This window comes from Desulfarculaceae bacterium (genome assembly GCA_020444545.1).
Taxonomy (GTDB): Bacteria; Desulfobacterota; Desulfarculia; order Desulfarculales; family Desulfarculaceae; genus Desulfoferula.
The window spans coordinates 1-23,071 of the sequence record JAHLKT010000003.1 but is presented as its reverse complement, the minus strand read 5'-3'; the positions used below and the strand labels follow the sequence as shown (position 1 = coordinate 23,071).

Here is a 23,071-nt window from a genome sequence, read left to right as displayed (position 1 = left end):
CATGATCTATGTTGGCATGGATGTGCACAAGCGGACCACCACCTTTTGCGCTTTGGGCGATGAAGGCCAGCTTGTTCGCCGAGGCAAAGTCACCAGCGGGGAAAGCGGTTGGCTCGATATTGTAAAGCATTGGCCTCCACATGAGACCCGGGTGGCTATCGAGACTGGTGGCATGACTTGGTGGGTGGTGGATGTCCTTCGCAGCGTAAGCATAGAGCCGGTGGTAGTCGATGCCCGCCAGTTTAAGATGATCGCCGACAGCAAGAAGAAGAGCTACCGGCGAAACGCTCGGACCCTGGCCGAAGCTCTAAAGGCCGGCCTTGCTGAAAACTGCTCAGTGCAAATACCCAGTGAACGCGGCCGCCGTGCTCGGTCCTTGATGCAGACCAGGCACCATGTAGTAAAGCAGGCCACGGCCACCTTGAATGCTGCGCGAAGCCTACTTCGCTCAGTAGGGGTATCAATCAGCAAATACAAGTGGCGCAAACAAGCCCATTGGGAGGAATTGCTGGACAACCCTGCCATCCCCATTTGGATGAAGCCGCTCTTGGTGTCTTATCGCAATATCTGGGAAGTCCTGGACAACGAACGGCACGATTTGGACGCCATGGTCGTGCAGGAGCAGGACGGCTGGCCCGAGGCTCCGCTTTTGCGCCAGATTCCGGGCTACGGACCTGTGGTTACCCTGGCGGTCCTTAGCAGCCTCGATGACCCAACTCGCTTCAAGCATTCGGGCCAAGTGGCCAGCTATGCAGGCTTGGTCCCCTCTGCGCGTGACAGTGGCGATAGTCAGAAACGAGGTGGAATCACCCACCAGGGCAGATCCATGCTTCGATACCTTATGGTGCAAGCAGCCTGGCGGCCTTGCGGAATAAAAAGCTGACCCCCGACCTGCAGAAATGGACTCGGAGACTTATCGTCAAACGCGGTGCCATGGTCGCCATGGTGGCTCTGGCTCGCAGGCTCCTTATCCTGGGCCATCGGCTTTGGAAAAATGGCGAGGCCTATAACCCGACTTACCCGGGATTAAATACGGTTAGGTCCTAAAAGCAAAAAATGCGGACACGCTTTCCGAGATCAGCACCGAACCTGTGTGTCGGCTTGTAGCATCGTGACTACCTAGCTTTGTAGATTAGGGGTGCTGATCCTCGGTCTCCATCCATGTGCCAGCCCAAGGGTCAGAGCACGAAGACAAGCATGAAGACATGACCGCAACTGATATCAAGCCTTTCCTGAAAAAAGGAAGAAGACTATCGCTATATTTTTTGCCTTTACAAAACGACCACGCTCAGACAAGCCGACAAGGTTAACTGATCAGATTAAACGATTTTTTCATACTGCATTTACATTATACAAGACCAGGTTTTTCACAAATTCGTCCATCATGTATGAGTCTTTACGTCTGGTTGAAGTTATGATCGAAGCGGCGGCATGAAAACAACAAACGCAATCCACCTTAACGACGCCGCTGAACTGTCCAAACAGCAGAGGCCTCCTCTGATATCCTAATTAAAATGATGCTCTCAGATGCCCAACACAGACTCACAATGCGACAAAATAAATACACCGAATATCCTTCACTTGTTTTCCTGATTCATTATGTATTGCTGCGTTTGAGCTAAATGAAAAAACCTGTATTGGATAATTATGTTTAAACCGAACAGGCTGGCCCGTTAGTGTTTTTATATTAAAGAGTGTAACGCGCAGAGATATTCACCATTGATTCCTATAATGTATCAAATGTAACGTCGGACTAAGCCGCTGCGTCACCTCAATTAGCTGTGTCATCACCGCCAACGTTATCGAAATAAGGTTGAGCCGGTTGTTCTGCTATTTTGTTAGGGTGTTTCCATAAGTTCTTTATTTTTTCAAATAATTTATCTCCTCTCGTTATAATATTGTCCTCATCCCAATTAGGGATATCTTGGAAGTAAGAATTGAGAATTAGAGTTGACTGCTTTAATATTTCTGGCCTTTTAATCGTGTAGGATGCGTTGCTGATACTGGGGTTTAATGAACTTGTCATTATCGTCAAATTACCCATAGTATTTAATGCAGTTTTTCTATATTCGATTTGATGAAAAATACCATTTTCATCATCTTCTCCCCAGACTTTTTGCCCGGATAAATTAAAATCTTCTTCGGTAACAACTTTGCTACCAATGGTCCAATGTTCATACCATGATTGAGGCAAAATATGTTCAACTGTCAGATTGGCAGGCGAGATATCTATAGACTCCTGTTTTGAGGTCCTCAGCGAACGTTCAACCTCTAGTAGTATATTAATAATTACTTTAGATTTCCCCTTTTCTTCCTTGTAGATAGGACGATTAATGATCTTTTCTTTTAACGCATTGTCATTAGGCCAATTATTGGAGTCTGCTGTTTTAGTTTGCAAATAAGTGACCAGGCTATCTGCAGTTTTGTTTTTTGTTATGAATTTTAGCAAGTCTAAAAATACGTTGTTGTAGTTTTTTGCCGTAGAACCACACAGGAACCTTCGCGTTATAAACGAATCTAAAGTTGAATATATTTTTTCTTTATCTGGTTGAGTTATTTCGTCATCGCCCTCAACAAAAAGAAGGAGTGGAAATATTGTTGTTGTATCCATAGCCAGCAATCTTATAGAGAACTTCTCTAGAACAGAATCATTGGATGGATTGGTTATTTTTTTGAATATTCGACTGTATTTGAATAGCTCTTTAAGTTCTTCTTCTGCTGTGAGGAATGGGGCGGCATTAACAATAAATGATTTGTATCGGTAAAAGATTTGATCATATCTGATTTCTTCTTGAATTTTTACTATCAAATAGTCAATTAGAAAAAATTGAAGCCTGGACTCACTAAAGCGACCTCTTGTCATTTTGTTGTGCCATTTATATTCAGACACAGGATCGTCATATTCATCCCAGTACTTCTCGTAAATACCGTTTAGGTTCTCACCGTTAGAATCTGCCCGCATAAAAATATAATTTCTGATCAAATCTGTTTCTGTGAGTGATGCGCCTCGCCCATTAAGAGTTTCAAAAATCATTTGAGGATCATCGTTAGGGGAAAGGCCGATTTCAACAAACTGAAAATCATTTGTTACAGACAAAAGAATTGTTTTAATCAAATTTGGCCGTTCTAAGTTGTGAATATTTTGTTTAAAATATCTTAACAATTCATCGTAAAAAAACATATAAGCTCCCATAATTACATTTCTTTTCTTCGCTTCATTTCTATATGTTTTTGGCCCCATTCCATACTCGTTCAAAATGGGCTGTAATCGTTTTTTGAAAAATTCATCGTATGTTAAATCAGCAATGTCCTTAAAGGTTTCAATATCAAATTTAGTGGGAATTAATTTGTATTTTTGCGCATCATAATTGCTGTCACCATATGCTGGTTCGTTAAAAATATATTTGTTTATAGACCCCAAAAGAATTTCATTATTTTCAAGTTCTCTGCATACTTCCCTGAAGGCTATCAAAAAAAGTTGGAAAGTTGTAAGGCGTTGTTGGCCATCTATAACACAGTATGTACTCAGAACATCAGTAGTGACAATTTCTTGATTAAGGACTATCGATCCTGTGTAATGAGGGTGAATTTTATTATTATTAATCCGTTCATCAATTTTATTTTTAATATCTTCCCAAAGAGGCTTCCACTGATATTCTTCAGTCCATACATAGTGTCGCTGAAACACAGGTACAACATATCTTATTTGCTTATTAAGTAGATTGCCCAATATTGGTTTTTGCGTTTCCACTTACACTTCTCCTTTGAGTTATATTATTATAGCAGAGCTATGGTAATAACTTAAAAATTACATCAGATTAACTAAGCATGATCATTAACGGCACCGAAACACAAGCGTAAACTTATAAATACTTAAGTGGAAGGAGCCAAACCTAAAGTAAAATATCCTAAACAAATCCACGATTCTGCAACATGCAAAACAAGTTTCGGAACGGCCGATCATCGCTAACGCGTTCTAATAGCCTGTTGCGCCTGTGATTTAAATCGCGATGATTGGCTTGGAAACTGGCGGGTAGAATAATAGTCACGGTCCCCCCAGAGTATCTCGTTTCCCGACACATCCAAGCTAATTCATCTATATGCCCGTGGTCAACTGTCGTTTTGCCTATGCGTTATGACCTACTGTGCTGGCCTCTGCCCTCCAGATTGTCTTAATGGAGGCCCTGCAAGTAATAAGTTGACGCTCAGTTCAATATTTCAACCTAGCTAAGATCCTGCACTGGACCTATGTATGAGGTTATTGAAGCTTACACCGGCTCCCTGTCTCCGGTTTGGTGAAGCTGAATTGATTCTTGCCGTAACTATCTTTGAAAAATTGCCTAATTTTAAAAGATTAGCAAGATTAGCAAGACTAGCTTGGGCATGATCAATATTGCATTATTTCGAAAACCATATTTTGATGCTACTGCTGCTAATGCTGCTAATTTTGCTAATCGGTTCGGCTCAAGAGAGCTTGAGTGCGATCATGACGTGATCGCCATCTGGCAGAGTAGGCAGGTGAAGACCAGCTCTGTCTTGCTTGCCTGTTTTGTCCCTAAATCTCATTCCATTGGCTTCGCCACCCCCAACGGATTTTCTCAGAGAGGAGATAATCCGCTGGAGCGGGCGGAAATGGTTTGGAGCCGGGGTGACAACAAAGTCGTTCAGTTTGTTATCATGCAGCGAGAGCAATTTAGCCTGCTGGCTTCAGGCGGGTAGCGCCTTGTTAGGGTAAAGGGGGACGACCATGCCGGCGTCATATGCCCATCTGACTCTTATCGCCAAAATGCGGGACCACATGCAGGAGCTCCCGAACGAGGTACGCGCGTCTTTTCTCTATTACCCGCACTTTTGCGATTTGGGGGCGGTGAGTCCTGACTACCCCTACCTTGCCTTAGGCAACGAAGCTGCCAACGATTGGGCCGATCTGATGCACTACGAACAAGTCGTTGAGCTTCTAAACGCAGGTGTGAGCCGGCTGCGCAACCTACAAGGTAATGAGCGGCGCAAATGTTTGGCTTGGTTTCTTGGCTACGCTTCCCATGTGGTTTTGGACATGACCGTGCATCCAGTAGTGGAGCTCAAGGTCGGGCCATACAAGGGTAATGAGACCGCGCACCGTATATGCGAACTGCATCAAGACGCTTTCATTTTTCCCCAGCTGAACCTGGGCGAAGTCGGGGTTCCAGAATACTTTGATTCCGGAATTGCTCGGTGCACATCCAAGCAAAGTCCTAGGGCTATACATGAGGGAGTGCGTGGCTTGTGGCAAGGAATGCTGCAAGATGCCTACTCTGAAGCGTTTGCCTCTAACCCACCGGACCCTGATCTCTGGCACCGAGGCTTTCTCTTTGTCATGGATTAAATCGCTTCCGAAGGCTACCGGCTTGTCACGTGGGCCAGGCATCTCAGCATGGGTTTAGGGCTCAACTACCCACGCCCGCCAGAGGTGGAACGTCAATATTTAGATGGAGTAGCGACTCCAGAAGGTCCCATGAGCTACGACGATATTTTCCAGCGCGGGCAGAAAAACGTGCTTGGCATGTGGCAACTCATTGACCGGCAATTGGCTGGATCCGAAGAGCCAACGCTATCGGCGTCACGGGGTTGGAACCTGGACACAGGTCGCCAGGCCGATGGTGAGCATGTTTACTGGGAGGAAGCGTGATGCGTGCGGCACTGGGCTGTCTGGCCGGCCTTGCCTTGTTGATGACCATAGGATGTGCGATTTGCGGTCAACCCAAATCAGAGGCAATATACCAAAGGGCAGCGGAACTCTCCCGCGTTACTAGTATTCTGGAGGCTTGCCTACAAGACCCAAGTGGGCCGCCACCAGGTTTGGCGAACCGAGAGCTGGTTGCAAGCTGCCTGAATCGCGCTGACAGCAGCGACCTCCTAATTAATTTTCAGGGAGACGTGATGCTAACCAAGACTTGGCAGGGTCACGCTGTATTGCTGGTCTGTGACCCGCGAGGGCGGACCGCTCTTTGGGAAGATGCCGGCTGTACCTCGCGCTTCGAGGTCCATCACTGGCAGGCCCAGCAGGGCCAGCCTTGTGCCTTTACTTTGGACCCGGCGGTTGTATGTCGATCTGAGCCATAAGCCAGCGAGGTCCCAAAATTTGATTCACTCACCCTCACGGCCTTGAAAACAAGCCAGAGAACACCTTCTCCAACTTCTGCATCGTAGTCTTGGCTACAGTTCTGGCTACAGTTTACTCGGTAAAAAGGGGTAAAAACCGGCCCAAACCGGCTTAAAATGGCGGAATCCGTCCCCCTGGGCTGCCTCTCACGCCGAAGACACGGGTTCGAACCCCGTTGGGACTGCCAAATTATATAAAGAGGTTAGCCGGTTGCGGCTGGCCTCTTTTCTTTGCCATTGCCTGAAAAACCGCGCGAATTTCTGAGGAAAATTTTGGACTTTTAGCCGAGCCGGGGCAAAGATCGCCGTGGGTTCGGCGCACCCCGGGTTTTAACTTTAAGCTCGGCGGGCGAGGACAAATGATCGGTCAGGAGGCTGGCACCGGGCATCCCGGGATAATTGGGCCAGTTCCACCAAAGAGAGGGGCAATTCTAGGGCCCTAGTCACCCCTACTATTGCCAGGATGTAGTCTATCTCTTCCTGCGGCCGGCGGCGGATCAAGCAACCTCCCGCCCTCCCGGCGGACCTGAACAGCCGCCCGCCGAGGCATGCCCCTAGAAAAGAACGGAGCCCCCGTTGCCGGGGGCTCTGTCTTGGTCACGCGGGTTGGGCTCTACTTGGCCCGGCTCTTCTCCAACTGACGGTACATCTCGCGCTCGGTGGCGTGATTCAGATCGCGGATCAGGTCCTTTTGGGCCCGCCCCTGACCCAGGATCAGGTCCACGTTGCCGGTCTTGGTGAACTCCAGGGATTTGCCCTTGGCCGTGGCCAGATGGAAGGTGACTTGGTCACCCTCTATTTTGTCGATGACCAGGCTCAGGTAACCGGCCGGCCCTTTGAACACCGGATTCTTGGCGTCCAGCACGATGGGCATGGTGTTCCAGAACACCGTGCCAAAGCCGTGGCCCTGGGGGCATTGCTGGAAGTCCAAGGCGAAGCGCTTGTCCCAGGGGCAGGGCTTGCCGTCGCTGACCTCGATGCAATCGGTGTACACCGCCAGCTCGGCTCCCTGGGCGTTGACCGGGTTGGACATCTTGGGGTAGTGGGCGGCCAGCAGGTGCACGATGACCCCATCGTGCTTGAGCAGCACATTCTTCTGCCACTTCACATTGTAGGGCGAGAGGTAGCGGTCGGCCTTGGGGCGCCAGACCAGGGTCTTGGCGGCCAGCTCCTTGCCGTCCTTGAGCAAGCGCACCTTGGCGCTCTGCTTGTCCGGCGTGGCTTTGGCCTCCGTCACCTGCACCTGATAAGCGCCGGCCTTGACCGTCTTGCCGTCCGCCACCCGGCCCTTGAAGGCCAGGGTGGGGCTCATGGTCCAGGTCTGCAAGTCGGTGCTGTAAATGGTGTCCAGGGTGATCTGCTTGCCGCTGATCTTATCCCGCGAGGCGAAAAGCTGGTTGTAGTCCAACAGCACCGCCTCTTGCGGGCCGCCGGGCTTGCTGCCCGCGGGATAGCCGTAGTGCAAGTCCTTGCCCGGGTCCTGCTTGGTCAGGCCCACGGTGAAGGTGGCCGGAGCCATGCCCACGAAGTCCCAGGCCACCCCGGACTCGGTGCGCAGGTCCACCACCGGGTTGCGGAAGCAGCCGTGGCCGGTGGCCGATAGGTAATGGAAGACATTGTCACCCACCACCTTTTTCTCGCCCCTCTTGAGGGTCACGTTGGTGGCCTTGACGATCACCGCGCCAGGGTAGTCCACGTAGTACCACAGGTTCTCCGGGCCGAACACATACTCAGTGGAGCCCACCACCGGCAGGATGCCCCGGGTGGTATCCCACTTGAACACAAAGCCACCCACCGGAATGGTCACCTTGCCTCCGGCCACTTTGCTTTGTTTGATGGTCAGGCCGTCGTGCTTGGGTATCTTGCCGCCCATGAAGTTCACGGCCGGCTTGCCGGCCAGCAGGCCCGGCAGGGTGGGCACGTACACCGGGTTCACCGGCTTGGCCATCACCAGCGGGGGCTCCACCCAGGTGGTCACCACCGGAAAGGCGATGGGATGGCCCTGGTTGTAAGGCACCACCGGGTGGTCGGCCAAGGCCGACCCGGCCCCCAGCGCCAGCAACAGGGTGAAAATTATCAGCAGGCCGTTCTTTTTAGTCATCATCTCTTGTGGTTCTCCTAATGATGTGTTGTGGGATCGTGGTCTTACCGCTGAATTCCTTGGCTGTGCCGTGTTTTCGGGCCGGGCAGACGGTTGGCCGGGCGCTGACCCAACCAAGCCGCCTTTTGCCTCGCGGGGCCTATGCGCCCCGCCAAAAACAAAACCCAGCCCTGCTTGGGCTGGGGAGATTGCACCCTGATTTCGCTTGGTCTCCCGGACGCGCCCTCCACCATAGGCCATGGTGAACCCATGAACCGCTGTCTGCGGCGGCAATGGCGGGTCCTCGTGTTCTGTCCGGCAGGTCTTCTGGCTCCCGGATCTCCCTACTGACCGCGCCTTCCCGCCTTGCGGCAGTGACATTTCGCGGCGTTCGTCCCCGGCTACAGCGGCGGGACCGCGACGGCTTGTTACCGTCTTCCCTTTTGAGCCCTTGCGGGCACCGGATTTCTTTTTGTAACAAAACAGGGGCGAGCATTCAATATATCTTTCGGCCTTTCCAGTAAAAACCTGTTATTGACAGGTTATTGACCGCCTCCCCCCATTGCGCGTCAGGGCGGGGGCCAAAGGTAGGCCAAATAAATTTACGCTAAATTTATAGAACGGTTATATGGCCGGTCACGTGGCAAATAAAAGCAAAGCGGTTGGGGTGCGGTTGGAGCTTTGCATAATAACCTAAAATGACCAGTTGTTTACGCACAAACCAAAGGGTTCCCCGCTCCGGGTCGCGGCAGGATGGGTGACGCCGGCGGTCATGCGGACTATGGGGCCGGCTCCCGCGGCTTAACCCGAGGCGGACAAGCCATGGTGCGTTCCACGGGTAGGGCCGATCCTGGGCCGGGCCAAGCGCCAACTCAAGGACAAACCCGCTGGGCAGATGATCCAGCCCAGATTTGTCGGACACCGAACCAAGCGAGTAACTTGCTTGACGGAGGTGATTCATGACTGATCAGAAGAGTGGGCGGCAGGTTAATGCTTCTTGGCCATTATCAGGCCTGCATGCCTCTCCTTGAAACACCTCCGGACACCTTATGCGTGCTATGGGAGGCTTCCCTCAGATAGGGGGGACTCCATCTTTATGGCCCCGAAGCGCGGCGGGCAGGCGTCCAAACATGTGCCGCACTTGATGCACCGGGACTGGTCGATGACATGCGGGGTTTTCTTGGCCCCCGTTATGGCCTCCACCGGACAGCGTTTCGCGCAGATCATGCAGGCCTGGCACTTCTCCGGGTCGATCTCATAAATGGGGACCTCGCGCAGGAGCCGCTCGACCTCCTCCGCGCTGTAGAGCTGCTCATAGTCCGCCGGGTTGTCGCGCAGGTGCAGGGCCAGCTTCTCCCGCTGGGCCATCTTGATGTAGGGCACCAGGCGCAGCACCTCGCCCAGCCTGGCTTGCAGCTCCCCGGCCTCGACTCCCTCGCTTTGCCCCAGGGGGCCCAGCTTTTCCATCTCCCGGCCGAACTCGTTCATCAGGTTGGCGAAGCGGATGCCCTCCCCGGCCGAGACCCACTCGATGCGCAGGCGGCGCGGCTCCACCCCCGCGTGCTCCAGCAAACGCCGGGTGAGCTGCACCATGCTCAGCGCCTCGTAGTTGCCGTGGGTGATGTAGTGGCAGTCGTCCAGGTGGCAGCCGCCGATGAACACCGCGTCCGCGCCCTCGGCGAATGCCCCCAGGATGTGCTTCATGTCCACCCGGCCCGAGCACATCACCCGGATCAGACGGATGTAGGGGGGGTATTGGAAGCGCGAGACCCCGCAGAGGTCCGCCCCGCCGTAGCAACACCAGTTGCAGATGATGCCCACCATCTTGGGAGTGAATTTTGCGCTAGCACCCATGGGAAGCCGCCTTTCCGGCCGGGGGCGCGGGCTCCGCGCCTTGGTTCAGGTCCAACTCCTGGTGCAGGGCGGCCCGTATCTGGTGGGACAGCTCCTGGTCGGTGTAGTGCTTCAGCTGGATGGCCTCGGTGGGGCACTTGCTGTTGCACAGGCCGTCGCCCTTGCACAGGATGGGGATGATCTCGGCCTTGGGGCCTTGCTTGGTGTTCTTGAGCTCGATGGCCCCATAGGCGCAGGCCTCCACGCAGGCCCCGCAGCCCATGCAGCGCTCCGCCTCCACCGCGCACACCGAGCCCGAGGCCACCACCGTGTCGTTGGCCAAGAGGGTCAGCACGCGGCCCGCCGCGCCATAGGCCTGGTTGATCGTCTCGGAGAGGTACTTGGGGTAGTGGGCCATGCCGCAGAGGAACACCCCCTCGGCCCCGAAGTCCACGGGCCTGAGCTTGACGTGGGCCTCCTGGAAGAAGTCGTCCGGCCCCAGCTGCACCTTGAACATCTGGGCGATCTGCTTGGCCGCCTGGTTGGGCACCACCGCCGCGGCCAAGGCCAACAGGTCCGCGTCTATGGCCAGCTCCTCGGCCAGGACAGGGTCGGTCAGCGACACCCTGAGCACGGGCCGGCCCTCGTCATCGTCCGTCGCCTCCACCCGGGGCGGGTCTTCAGGGGTGTAGCGGATGAAGCGCACCCCCTTTTCGCTGGCCTCGCGGTAATAGTCCTCCTTGAAGCCGTAGGTGCGCATGTCGCGGAAGAGGATGTAGACCTCGCGCTCAGGGTCGGCCTCTTTGAGGGCCAGGGCGTTCTTGATGGACTCGCCGCAGCACACCCGGCTGCAATAGCCCCGCTCTTCGTTGCGGCAGCCCACGCACTGGATCATCACCACCGCTCGGGCCTCGCGCAGCAGGGGATCGTGCCCGACGATCTTGTCCTCCAGGTCCAGGTGGTTCATCACCCGGGGGTCCTGGCCGTAGAGGTATTCCGTGGGCTCGTAGAGCTCGGCCCCCACCGCGATCACCGTGGCCCCGTGGCGGATCTCGCTGATGCCGCGCGAGGAGACGACCTTGGTGAAGAAATTGCCCACATAGCCGCTGGCCTCGCTGATCTCGGCCTTGGTGTACACGTGGACCAGGGGGTGCTTGAAGACCTTGTCGGCCATATCGCGCACAAAGCCCCCCACTTCCCGGCCCTCCAGGGTGTGGTGGATGCGCCGGGCCAGGCCGCCCAGCTCAGGGGCCTTTTCCACCAAAAACACCTCGTGCCCCTGCTCGGCGATGGACAGGGCGGCGGTCATGCCCGCCACCCCGCCGCCCACCACCAGGGCCCGGTCGTCCACCGGCAGGTCGAACTCTTGCAGGGCCTCCAGGAAATGGGCCCGGGCCACGGACATGCGGATGATGTCCTGGGCCTTGTCCGTGGCCGCTTCCTTTTCCTTGGAGTGCACCCAGGAGCAGTGCTCCCGAATGTTGGCCATGTCGTAATAGTATTGGTTAATGCCCGCTTCCCTGAGGGTGTCGCGGAACAGGGGCTCGTGGGTGCGCGGGGTGCAGGCGGCCACGATCACCCGGTTCAGCCCGCGCTGCTCGATGTCCTCGGCCAGCATGGCCGCCGCCTCGGTGGAGCAGATGAACAGGCTCTCCTCGGCGTGCACCACGTGGGGCAGGCTCTTGGCGTACTCCACGGTGCCCGGCACGTCCACGATGCGCCCAATGTTGGCCCCGCAGTGGCACACGTACACCCCGATGCGCGGCTCTTCTTGGGACACGTCGCGCTCGGCCGGGTAGACCCGCTCCCGCGAGAGCTTGCCCCGGCGGTAGTTGAGTAATTGGCCGCACTGGGAGCCCGCCCCGCTGGCCGTGACCACCGCCTCGGGGATGTCCATGGGGCCTTGCAGGGCGCCGCTGACCAGGATGCCCGGCCGCGAGGTCTGCATGGGGTTGAAGGGCTGGTTTTGGCAGAATCCGTGGGGCTCCAGCTCCACCCCGCACTTGGCGGCCAAAGCGGTCATGCCCTTGGGCGGGTTGAGCCCCACCGAGAGCACCACCATGTCAAACTCCTCTTCCTTGACCCCTTCCGGGGTGGCGTAGCGCAGGGTCACGTTCTTGCTCTCCGGGTCCTCGCGCACGATGCTGGGGTAAGCCCGGATGAAGCGGGTGCCCGGCAAAGCCTCGGCCCGAGCGTAGAAGCGCTCGAAGTCCTTGCCGTAGGAGCGGATGTCGTTGTGGAAGATGGTGCAGCGGGCCTCCGCGTCGTGGTCCTTGGTCAGGATCACCTGCTTCTGGGTGTAGGTGCAGCACACCGCCGAGCAGTAGCCGTTGTCCCCGGGAGTCACCCGGCGCGAGCCGATGCAATGGATCCAGGCGATGTTGTGGGGGTGCTTGCCGTCCGAGGCCCGCAGAATCTCGCCCTCGTAAGGGCCGGTGGCGCAGAGCAGGCGCTCGTAGTCCATGCTGGTCACCACGTTGGCGAACTCGCCGTAGTGATACTCCGGCCGCCCGGAAGGGTCGAAGGGCTCCAGACCGGCCGCCAGGATCACCGCCCCCACCTTGACCTGGAGCCTCTCGCCCTTCTGGTGAAAGTCGATCGCCCCGGTCTTGCACACCGCCTCGCAGAGCCGGCACTTGCCTTCCTTCAGGTACAGACAGCTTTGATCGATGTAGGGCTTCAGGGGGATGGCCTGGGCGAAGTAGATGTGGATGGACTTGTTGTCCGATATCTCCTGGTTGAACTGGTCCGGGTAGGTGGCCGGGCAGTTCTCCACGCACACCGTGCAGCCGGTGCACTTGCTCTCGATGATGTAGCGCGGCTTCTGGAACAGGGTGACCGTGAAGTCGCCCGCCCGGCCCTCCACCGAATCCACCTCGGTGTAGGTCATTATCTCGATGTTGGGATGGCGGTTGCACTCCACGAACTTGGGCGACTCGATGCACATGGAGCAGTCGTTGGTGGGGAAGGTCTTGTCAAGCTGGGCCATGTGCCCGCCGATGGTGGGCGCGCTGTCCACCAGGTAGACCTTGAAGCCGGCAGTGCCCAGGTCCAAGGCGGCCTGGATGCCCGATATCCCGCCGCCCACCACCATCACGTCGCCGAACTCGCCGTTCTCCGCCCCACGGCAGAGCTGCCGGACTTGATCGTTGAGCACCTCACTCATGGTCTGTTTTTCCCCGGCGGGCTAGCCGCCTGCTTGGGTTCTTGCCGCCTTATGGGCGTCGGCTGAAATTATCGCTACGCGTCCCGGCGAAACCGCCGGAGGGAACCAGGGCCCCGATGGGGGCCGACCCGGGAGGTGGAGGGAGGATTGAATAAGGCTGGCGGGCGAAGGCCCGTGGACTAGGTTAGGACAGCCTCGGCATTCTCGGTCTACCGTGCCCGGGTAGCGTGGCCCACGGGCACTCAAGTGAAGCCGAAGCGAACTGGCATGTCCTACCGCCTGATTGGAGCTATAATATAGCTATATTACAGCGCAAGGCCCCGCCTTTGGTCAAATACTTAATATCGATGTGGCCGCTAGGTGCCTATCGCTTTGGGCCATGGGCCCGCCGCCGGGAAGACTCCCCGGCGGCGGGGTGGCAATCGCTTAGAGCTTTTCCAGGCGCACCGCGCAGGCCTTGTATTCGGCGGTCTGGGAGATGGGGTCGTAGGCCTGGTTGGTCAGCCAGTTGGCGCAGCCTTCCCGGAAGTGGAAGGCCATCCACACCAGGCCCGGCGGCACTTCGGGGGTCACCCGGGCCGGCACCTTCACCGAGCCCCGCCGCGAGCTAACCTTCACCTTGTCGCCGTTGGCCAGGCCCAGCTTGGCCGCGTCGGCCGGGGATATGTCGGCCGTCTCCTCGCCCAGCAGCTGGTTGAGCCCGCCGGAGCGGCCGGTCTGGGTGCGGGTGTGGTAGTGGTAGAGCCTGCGGCCGGTGGATAGCACCATGGGGTAGTCCTGGTCCGGCACCTCGGCGGGAGGCCGCCAATCCAGGGCCGCCAGATTGCCCAGGCCGCAGGTGAAGCAGCCTTCCTTGTGCAGATAGGGCGTGCCCGGGTGCTCCAGGTCGGGCACCGGCCATTGCAGGCCGTCGTCCTCGATGCGGCGATACTTGATGCCCGCCATCTGGGGGGCCAGGGCCGAGACCTCGTTGTCCCATATCTCCTGGCCCGAGGCGCTGTCCCATTCCTGGCCCATGCGCCGGGCGATCTCCCTGAAGATCCACCAATTGGGCTTGGCGTCGCCAGGGGCTTCCACCGCCTGGCGCACCCGGCTGACCCGGCGCTCGCTGTTGGTGTAGGTGCCCTCGTCCTCGCCCCAGGCGGCGGCGGGGAGCACCACGTCCGCGAAGCGGGTGGTCTCGTTGGGGAAGATGTCGTTGACCACCAGGAACTCGGCCTGCTCCAGGCAGCGCTCCACGTGGGTTATGTCCGGCTCGGTGTTGGCCACGTTTTCGCCGAAGATGTACATGCCCCGGATGCTGCCCTCGCTCAGGCCCCGGAACATGGCCGGCATCATCAGGCCGATCTTGCCGTCCAGCTCCACGCCCCAGGCCTCCTGGAATTTTGCTTGAGCCGCGGGGTCGTCCACCTTCTGGTAGCCGGGATACACGTTGGGCAGGGCGCCCATGTCGCAGGCTCCTTGCACGTTGTTCTGGCCGCGCAAGGGGTTCACCCCGCCGCAGCGGAAGCCCACGTTGCCCAGGAGCATCTGCAAGTTGGCCGTGCTCATCACGTTGTCCACCCCGCAGGTGTGCTCGGTGATGCCCAGGGTGTAGATGAGCATGGCCGGCTTGTTGGCGGCCAGCAAACGGGCCACCTCCACGATGCGCTCGGCGCTCACCCCGCTGATGGCCGCGGCCCGCTCGGGCGGATACTCCAGCACCTTGGCCTTGAGCTCCTCGAAGCCCACGGTGCAACTTTGCACGTACTCCTTGTCGTAGAGATCTTCGTTGATCAGCACGTGCATCAGGCCGTTGATCAGGGCCACGTCGCTGCCCACCTTGAGCGGCAGATGCGAAGTGGCGAACTCAGCCAGGGCGGTGCGCCGGGGGTCCACCAAAACCATCTTGGCCCCGTTCATCACCGCGTTTTTGACAAAGGTGGCCGCCACGGGGTGAGCCTCGGTCATGTTGGAGCCGATGACGAAGAACATCTTGGCCTGGTCGAAGTCCGCGAAGCTGTTGGTCATGGCCCCGGAGCCGAAGGAGCGGGCCAGGCCGGCCACGGTGGGGGCGTGGCACACCCGGGCGCAGTGATCAATGTTGTTGGTGCCGATCACCGCCCGGAAGAGCTTCTGCATGTTGTAGGAGTCCTCATTGGTGCTGCGCGCGCAGCTAACCCCGGCCAGGGCGTCGGGCCCGCTCTCGGCAATGATGGCCGAGAACTTAGTGGCCACCAGGTCCAGGGCCTCGTCCCAGGAGGCCTCCCTGAACTCGCCGTTCTCCTTGATAAGCGGCGTGGTCAGGCGCTCGGAGGAGTGCACGAAGTCGTAGCCGAAGCGGCCTTTCACGCACAAGCGGCCCCGGTTGGGCTGGGCCTCCTCCACGGCGGTGACCTTGATGATGCGGCCCTTATGCACGTGCAGCCAGAGCTGGCAGCCCACCCCGCAGTAGGGGCAGGTGGTGCGCACCTTGCTGGTCTCCCAGGGGCGGCCCAGGCCCTTGGCCTTTTTCTCGCTGAGCGCGCCGGTGGGGCAGGACTGTACGCACTGGCCGCAAAACACACAGTCGCTCTGGTCCAGGGGGCGGTCCCCGGTGGTGATGATGCGCGCCTGGGCCCCCCGGTAGCCGAAGCCGATGGCCCGGTTCACCTGCACCTCGTTGCAGGCCTGCACGCAGCGGCCGCAGAGGATGCACTTGGCCTGGTCCCGGATGATTAGGGGGTTGTCATCCATCAGGGGCTCGGCGGGGATGGTGGGCGGGAAGCGGTCCGCGTCCACCCCGTACTCATAGGCCAGGGCCTGGAGCGAGCACTCGCCGTTGGCCTCGCAGATGAGGCAGTTGTGGTCCCCGCTGGCCAGGAGCATCTCGATGGCCAGCTTGCGGGCGGTGCGCACCTTGGGGGTGTCGGTTTCCACCTCCATGCCCGCTCCGGCGGGCATGGCGCAGGAGGCCACCAGGGTGCGGGCGCCTTTGACCTCCACCAGGCACACCCGGCAGGCCCCGGTGGGGGTGCAGCCCTTGAGATAACAGAGGGTGGGTATTTTCACGCCGTGGTCGCGGGCCGCCTCCAGGATGGTCTGACCAGGGGTGAAGGTGACCGTGGCGCCGTTTAGGGTCATGGTTGCCTGGGTGGAGCTCATGCTCTTTTTCCCTTCTTGGATTTGGACAAGGGCCCGCGTACGGCCGGGCGGCTGCTGGTCGATACCGCTTACCGGAGCCGGGGCACCCCGGGAGTTCAGGCTAGGACGGGCTTTTTATGCCGGGGAAAAATGAAGAGCTTAAGACGCGGCGTTGGCTTTCCCACCTACCTGACCCGGGTAGACTCCGAGGGGCAGGTTCAGGTAAAGCCGAAAAACAGTCGCATGGACAGCCGCCATGTGGTTGGGGTGAGACAGATGCGAAATTATTGAATGGCTTATCAAGAAAGTAAAATCGAATATTTCAATAGAAGTTTCTACTGTCGAGCGGCACTAAGCGGGGGCCCTTTGCAGAGAGAAACCGGTTCCCGGCTCCAGGCGGATCATGGCCAGACGCTGGTGTCCGGCCGGGGTGGTTTGATGCCCACCCGAGCCAGGCCATGCCCCATGGCCCGCTGCAAACGGGCTTCGGCAATGTTGAAGGTGGCCAGGGCGTTGTAATAACTGTTGCGAGCCTGGGCCAAAAGCAGCTGGGCGTCAAGCAGCTCGGTGTTAGTGGTCAGCTGCTCGCGATAGAGCTCGAAGGTGACGCGGTAGTTTTCCTGGGCCTGCTTCACACCGGTGGTGGCTGTGACGATGTTGGTCTGGGACTCGCCCAAGAACAGGGCCGCCTCCTTCACCTGCAAGGCCACCTCGTCCACCAGCTCCTGTTTGGCTGCTTGCAGGCGGCGTTTGTCGGCCCGCTGCTGGCTGGTCTGATGGGCGGTGCGGCCCCACTCCCAGAAGGCCCAGTCCAGCTGGGTGGTGATTGCCCAGTTGGTCGGGTCGTTGTATTCGCTATCGCCCAGGGTGGCGTCGTTGGAGGTGAAGTTGTAGGAGGCCTTGAGATTCACCATGGGGTAGTAACCGCTCTGGGCCTTCCTGATGCTCTGGTCGGCCTGCTTGAGTTGCAGATCCACTGCCTTTATCTCCGGGCGCTCGTTGAGGGCCACCAGGCGGAACTTCTGAAAGTCCAGTTCTATTGGGTAGGATTTGAGGATGTCCTTGACCCGGAGGGAACGCTCCACGGGCAGGCCCAGCAGGCGGTTGAGACGGGCCCGGCTCAGGGCGCGGTCGTTCTTGGCGCTGACCAAACGCTGGCGGGCGTCGGACAGGCGCACCTCGGTTTTAAGCACGTCGTTGATGGGGATCATGCCCACCTCGTGGTAGTCGCGGCTCACCTGGAGCTGAGCCTCCAGCTGGCCCACCGCCTCCCGGGCCACCTCCACCCCCTTGATGTTGCGCAAATGCAGGAAGTACTGCTCCTTCACCTTCAAGGCCACGTCCAGGTAGGCCAGAAAGAGGTTCACCTCGGCCAAATCCACCCCCAGCTTGGCCAGTTCGTATTGACTTGATAGGCGGAAGCCGGTGAACAGGGGCTGGCTCAGGCCGGTGGACCATTTGTAAATTTCGTTTTCATTCACCGCCACGTGGATGGTTTCGGTGCGGAACTCGGGCGGGTTCTGGGTCTTCTGCCATCCGTAGCTGGTCGAAAACGAGGGCAGAAAATAGGTGAAGGCCTCTTTTTGCTGGCTGGCCGCCTTGTCCATGGCCGCCAAGTACTGCTTGATGTTGGGCGAGTAATCCAGGGCCATGGTCAATGCCAGGGTCAAGGTTATCTCCCGGCCGGGAGCCGGGATCGCCTTCTCCTGGGCCAAGGCCGGGGCGGTGGCCAGGAGCAACATTATCAAGCCGAGCCCCAGGGCGGTCCAGCCGCGGCCCGAGCCCGCGATGCGCTTCAGCCACCACCCAAGCCCCCTCGCGCTGCGGCAAGAGGCTAGCCCAGTGGCAGCCCAGTCTCTTTTTGAAAAAGCTCTCTGCGAAGCCTTTGGTTTCCGGTTCACCATATCCCTCGCTCTCGCCGATGCACCCGGGCCGGCTCCCTCGGCTTGGGGCGTTTATTCGTAGCGCAGCGCTTCAATGAGGTCCATGCGCGAGGCCTGGCGGGCCGGGTAATAGCCGAAGAAAATCCCGACCCCGGCGGAAAAAAGGGTGGCCAGCAGGATGGCGTCCAGGTCGATGGGGCTCATCCAGCCGGTCATCCAGCCCACCGCCTTGGCGGCGCCCACTCCCAGGAGGGTGCCCAGAATGCCGCCCAGCAGGCTCATGGTCATGGCCTCGGTCAGAAATTGGATGAGCACATCGCGCTCCCGCGCGCCCACGGCCATGCGTATGCCGATCTCCCGGGTCCGCTCGGTCACCGAGACCAGCATGATGTTCATAATGCCGATGCCGCCCACCACCAAACTGATGGCCGCCACCGAGGTGAGCAGGATGGTCATGATGTCCATGGTCTTGTCGGCCATCTGGGCGTATTCGTCCAGGGCCCGGACCGAGAAGTCGTCTTCCGCCCCGGGCGGAATGCGGTGTTTCTGCCGCAGCAGCTGTTCCACCTCCCGCTTGGCCTCGGGCACCAGACGCTTGGATTGGGCCGAGAGGGAGATGATACTCACCACTCCGGGCAGACGGCGGCCGTGCAGCTTGCGCGAAAAGGTGGTGTAGGGAACGTAGAGGGTGTCATCCTGGTCCCGTCCGCGGGGATCGCTCCCCTTGGGCGACAGGACGCCGATAATGGTGAAAGGGACGTTGCTGATGCGTATCTTGCGCCCCAGCACCGCCTCCCCGGGCGTGAAGAGGTTCTCCACCACCGTGCTTCCCAGCACGGCCACGTTGGAGGCCGAGCGCAGGTGCTGGTTGGTCAGAAACTCCCCCTCCTGGATGGGCCAGTCACGCACCACCGGGTAACTGGCCGTGGTCCCGTAGACCGAGGTGTTCCAGTTCTTCTCCCCGGCCACGATCTGGGCGCTGCGCATGGTCATGTGGGTCACCTCGGCCACGGCCGGACACTCGCGGGCAATGGCCTGGGCGTCCCCTACCCGCAGGGTGGGCTTGCTGCCGTAGCCGCCCTTGACCCCGCCCTTTTTGGCGGAGCCCGAGTAGACCACCAGCATGTTGGCCCCCAGGTCGCTTATCTGCTTCTGGATGCTGGCGTTGGCTCCCCGGCCCACGCTGATCATCACGATCACCGCCCCGATGCCGATGATGATGCCCAGCATGGTCAGCAGGCTTCTGGCCTTGTAGGCCAGCAGCCCGCGCAGAGCCAGGCGAATGACGGTGCCCAGCATCTCCATCTCAGGACGCCTCATCCCTTTCCAACAGGCCGTCGCGCAAAAAGACCCGGCGCCGCATGGCGCGGCCCACCTCGGGGTCGTGGGTGACCAGCACCACGGTGATTCCCTGTTCATGCAGGGAGCTCAGCAGCCTGATGATCTCGCGGCCGGTGCGGGTGTCCAGGTTGCCGGTGGGTTCGTCCGCCAGGATCAGGGCCGGACGGTTCACCAAGGCCCGGGCTACCGCCACCCGCTGCTGCTGGCCGCCGGAGAGCTGCCGCGGCAGATGAAGGGCCCGGTCGGCCATGCCCACCGCCTCCAGGGCCGCCAGGGCCCGCTCGCGGCGCTGATTCAAGCCGGGACGGTGATAGAGCATGGGCAGCTCCACGTTTTCCAGCGCGCTGCAACGAGCCAGCAGATTGAAGCTCTGAAAGATGAATCCGATGCGCCGGTTGCGGATGTCCGCCCGCTGGTTCTTGGAAAGGGAGGAGACGTCCTCGCCTTCCAGCTCGTAGCTGCCACGGCTCAGGGTGTCCAGCAGGCCGGCGATGTGCATCATGGTGGATTTGCCCGAGCCGGAAGGGCCCATGATGGCCAGCAACTCGCCTTGCCCGATCTCCAGGTCCACGCCGCGCAGTGCCTGGACCTCTTCCCCTCCCATGGGGTATGTCCTGGCCACCCCCGCGAAACGGATCACCGGCGCGTCCATCGCCTAGTTCCCCTTGCGGAAAAACTTCATGAGCATGCCGCCCCCCGAGGAGGCCGCGTCCCGCTCCGAAACCAAGGCCAGCCCCACGATCACCTTGTCGCCCGCCTTCAGTTCGCCGCCGATCACCTGGGTCTCGGTTTCATCGGATATGCCCACGCGTATGGGCAGGGCCATGGGGCCGTTTTCTCCGGCCACGTAGATCGTGGCGCGGCGGCCTTGGCCTCGGTCCGACCGCTTGCGCACCTTTTTCAAAGCCGCCCGAAAGGCCGCGAACTTGGCGTACTGGTCCTGACGCAGAATGTTGTGGAGTTCGCTGAGAACCTGCCTGAAAAAGGCGCGCAAGGCCTGGGGCAGGTCCCGGCTGTCCTCCGGCAGGGAATAGGCCGCCTTGAGCTTCTGCTCGCTGCGGGACAGGATGTTGACCAGCTCCCGCGCCTGGGCCTCGTCCAGGGCCAGGGCCTGGACAATCTTCTTGTATAAGGGCCTCTCGTTTATGGGGGGCCGCTTGCTTTCCCTGGCCCGGCCTATCCTGCCCGGGGGCTTGAAGCGCAGGGCGGCGTTAGGGACCTTGAGGGTGTCGCCCACCGTGGCCAGCACGATGGTCACGTTGGCGGTCATGCCCGGCCGCAGCAACAACTGGTCGTTGCCCACGTCCGCCACGATCTTGTAGGTCACCACATTCTGGATACTGGTGGCCGAGTTGCGCACCTGATTGACCTTGGCCTGAAACCGTTGGTCTTGGAAGGCATCCACCGTGAATTCCACTTCCTGCCCCGGCCTGATCTGGCCCACGTCCGCCTCGCTGACATCCACCTCCACCTGCATGTGCTTCAGGTCTTCGGCGATGGTGAACAGCACCGGCGATTGCAGGGTCGCCGCCACGGTCTGCCCCGCGTCCACGTTGCGGGTGATGACCACCCCGTCAATGGGTGAGCGGATGGTGCAGTAGTCCAGCTTCATGGCCGCCAGTTGGAGTTCCGCCTCCCGGGCGGCGATCTCCGCCGCGGCGAACTTTTCCAGGGCCAGGGCCTGGTCTATCTGGGCCTGGGCGGATACCAGTTTGGCCTGGGCCATTTGCACCGCCCCCTGGGCGTTGTCCTTGCGGGCCAGGGCCGCGTCCATCTGGCTGGCGGAGATGGCCCCGCGCTTGGTGAGCTTGGCCTTGCGCTGGTAGTCGAGCTCGGCCTCCCGGAAGACGGCGCGGGCGGCAAAGAGTTGAGCCCTGGCGTTGTTCTCGGCGGCCTGGGCGGCGGCGGTCTCCTTTTTGCTCCTGAGCAGGTTCACCCTGGCCTTTTTGACCTGAGCCTTGGCCTGGTTCACATGGGCCTGGTAGATCTCGGGGTCGATGAGGGCGATCACCTGGTCCTTTTTGACCGCCGAGTTGTAGTCCGCATACAGCTCCTTGATGTTGCCCGACACCTGGCTCCCGACCTCCACGGTGTGCAGGGGAGCCAGCTTGCCGGTGGAGGCCACCGTGGACTTGATATCGCCCCTGCGCACGGTGACGGTGCGGTAAGCTTCCGCGTCCCCCTCGCCGCCTCCCATCAGGAGGGCGGCCAGCCCTAGGGCCGCCGCGAGGAGGACAGCCGAGATTAGCCAAGTCTTTTTCATTACGCCCCGTCCTGTTGAAACCCTTGTGGGCGGTCTTTCACCGGCCCCCTCGGCCTGATGGGGCCGGGTTCGCGGCCACCCCTCATGGGCAGTCCGCCACGGCCAGGCCGCCCAAAGCTCCCAAGGCCCTTGGGAAGCGGATCCAGCATCGTTAATCATCAGGAGGGGTTGCCAGAAGCACAAGCAAGGTTGCGTTGCCGGAGGCCGTTCTGCGCCAGCGGCCGGGGTTTTTTCGCGGACGGCAGGCCTCCGCCGCCCGCGCAAGATGTATCCGCCTTGCCCCCACCGCCGGGTTGGGTGAAATTTTCTTTGTCTACACGCTGTGGGGGTGTACTGCCCTGCGCTGAAAAACTCCTTGCCCCAAACGCTTGCTCACCGTACTTTCAGGACAAAGGGGACCTTCAAGGCCAAAGACGCCGGCCCGGCCGACATTGAGGCATAAGCCTTGTGATGAGCTGTGTCGGGCGGCTCGAGGTGCGCTGCTATGCGGCATGTGGCGCATAATTCTTGCTTGCCGGAATCCGCGCGGGAACTGAACAACGAGAGGATCGATCATGAAGATAAAAGCGGCGCTACTGTCCCTGACCATGATTTTTGGCCTGGCCTTGGGATTTGCCGGCCAGGCGTCGGCCGACCCCACCGCTCAATGCGACATCTTGAACGTTATAGTTGAAGGCGGCGGTGAAGGCTGGTTTGTCAAGGCGAACAGTTGCCGTCACGGCAAGGCGTCCCGGGTGCAAGACAAATGGATTCTATTGGAACCGGTTGACGAATTGGCTTTGTACGGGCCGGATTGCGAGATCGTCATCTACAAGCAAGACGCCGATGCCTCGGATAATATTGGCTATGTTTACAGAGTGGGGCAGGGGATTTGCCATGCAAAACTCAAAGCCGGGAAAATCCATGTTGAGCACCTTAGTGGTAAACCGGCCCAATACGTGGTGAAAAAAGGGTCCTTTGGCCAGGGTGTTTCGGGAAGCGTCACCTTTACCCTGCCATAGCTGGTTCGCGGGGGGGCGGATCGCTAAAGAAACCGGCCAGGATATAGCCGCCCCCCGGGGCCGCCCCTCGCGCCCAAAACATGCTTCGAGCCCCGCTGGGGGCGCCGAATAATTACGGGGAGCCTACCTCGGCGGTTGGCTCCCCGTTCCTTTATCAACCAGGCCAGCCGGCAACGGCTGGCCTGGTTTTTTCTTCGGGCTTACCTGCCTAGTCGTAGACGATGCTGGGGAGCCAGGTTGCCAGCTTGGGCCAGTAGGCCA

At 59.1% G+C, this 23,071-nt stretch carries 14 protein-coding genes and 1 riboswitch; of the genes, 5 read left to right on the top strand and 9 right to left on the bottom strand.

Annotation, left to right across the window (positions count from 1 at the left end):
• Position 1 precedes the first annotated feature (1 nt).
• The gene (locus KQH53_08525; protein MCB2226710.1) at positions 2-883 is read left to right on the top strand and encodes an IS110 family transposase; all 882 of its coding nucleotides are present in this window, start codon (positions 2-4) and stop codon (positions 881-883) included.
• Between the two features lie 888 nt (positions 884-1,771).
• Here KQH53_08525 and KQH53_08520 read toward each other — a convergent pair.
• Positions 1,772-3,751, bottom strand: a complete 1,980-nt coding sequence (locus KQH53_08520) for a DUF262 domain-containing HNH endonuclease family protein (protein MCB2226709.1) — start codon at positions 3,749-3,751, stop codon at positions 1,772-1,774.
• Between the two features lie 626 nt (positions 3,752-4,377).
• Here KQH53_08520 and KQH53_08515 point away from each other — a divergent pair.
• The 3 genes from KQH53_08515 (at position 4,378) to KQH53_08505 (ending at position 5,668) form a co-directional block, all read left to right on the top strand.
• Positions 4,378-4,719 (top strand): hypothetical protein, encoded by a 342-nt coding sequence (locus KQH53_08515; protein MCB2226708.1) that lies wholly within the window; start codon positions 4,378-4,380, stop codon positions 4,717-4,719.
• A gap of 28 nt (positions 4,720-4,747) precedes the next feature.
• On the top strand, positions 4,748-5,365 hold the full coding sequence (locus KQH53_08510; GenBank protein MCB2226707.1) for a zinc dependent phospholipase C family protein: 618 nt from the start codon (positions 4,748-4,750) through the stop codon (positions 5,363-5,365).
• A 129-nt stretch (positions 5,366-5,494) separates the two neighbouring features.
• A complete protein-coding gene (locus tag KQH53_08505) occupies positions 5,495-5,668 on the top strand; it encodes a hypothetical protein (GenBank protein MCB2226706.1) in 174 nt (57 codons plus the stop codon).
• A gap of 1,086 nt (positions 5,669-6,754) precedes the next feature.
• On the opposite strand, the gene KQH53_08500 is transcribed toward KQH53_08505, so the two are convergent.
• The 8 genes from KQH53_08500 to KQH53_08465 form a co-directional block, all read right to left on the bottom strand.
• On the bottom strand, positions 6,755-8,245 hold the full coding sequence (locus KQH53_08500) for a hypothetical protein (GenBank protein MCB2226705.1): 1,491 nt from the start codon (positions 8,243-8,245) through the stop codon (positions 6,755-6,757).
• A 275-nt stretch (positions 8,246-8,520) separates the two neighbouring features.
• Positions 8,521-8,701, bottom strand: a riboswitch (cobalamin riboswitch).
• 576 nt (positions 8,702-9,277) lie between these two features.
• Entirely contained in the window at positions 9,278-10,075 is a 798-nt protein-coding gene (locus tag KQH53_08495; GenBank protein MCB2226704.1) for a hydrogenase iron-sulfur subunit, read from the bottom strand.
• Positions 10,065-13,220 carry an FAD-dependent oxidoreductase gene (locus tag KQH53_08490; protein ID MCB2226703.1) on the bottom strand — a complete coding sequence of 1,052 codons (3,156 nt, stop codon included), beginning with the start codon at positions 13,218-13,220 and terminating at the stop codon, positions 10,065-10,067. Before KQH53_08490 ends, KQH53_08495 begins: the two co-directional genes overlap by 11 nt.
• 426 nt (positions 13,221-13,646) lie before the next feature.
• On the bottom strand, positions 13,647-16,343 hold the full coding sequence (fdhF, locus tag KQH53_08485; GenBank protein MCB2226702.1) for a formate dehydrogenase subunit alpha: 2,697 nt from the start codon (positions 16,341-16,343) through the stop codon (positions 13,647-13,649).
• Positions 16,344-16,723: 380 nt separating this feature from the next.
• Positions 16,724-18,070, bottom strand: a complete 1,347-nt coding sequence (locus KQH53_08480; GenBank protein MCB2226701.1) for a TolC family protein — start codon at positions 18,068-18,070, stop codon at positions 16,724-16,726.
• A gap of 207 nt (positions 18,071-18,277) precedes the next feature.
• Positions 18,278-19,525 (bottom strand): ABC transporter permease, encoded by a 1,248-nt coding sequence (locus tag KQH53_08475; protein ID MCB2226700.1) that lies wholly within the window; start codon positions 19,523-19,525, stop codon positions 18,278-18,280.
• Positions 19,512-20,198: an ABC transporter ATP-binding protein gene (locus KQH53_08470; GenBank protein ID MCB2226699.1), complete on the bottom strand. Its 687-nt coding sequence runs from the start codon at positions 20,196-20,198 to the stop codon at positions 19,512-19,514. The genes KQH53_08475 and KQH53_08470 overlap by 14 nt, the downstream gene beginning before the upstream one ends.
• 3 nt (positions 20,199-20,201) lie before the next feature.
• Positions 20,202-21,809 carry an efflux RND transporter periplasmic adaptor subunit gene (locus tag KQH53_08465; protein MCB2226698.1) on the bottom strand — a complete coding sequence of 536 codons (1,608 nt, stop codon included), beginning with the start codon at positions 21,807-21,809 and terminating at the stop codon, positions 20,202-20,204.
• Between the two features lie 554 nt (positions 21,810-22,363).
• On the opposite strand from KQH53_08465, the gene KQH53_08460 reads away from it, so the two are divergent.
• On the top strand, positions 22,364-22,810 hold the full coding sequence (locus tag KQH53_08460) for a hypothetical protein (GenBank protein MCB2226697.1): 447 nt from the start codon (positions 22,364-22,366) through the stop codon (positions 22,808-22,810).
• Positions 22,811-23,071 lie beyond the last annotated feature (261 nt).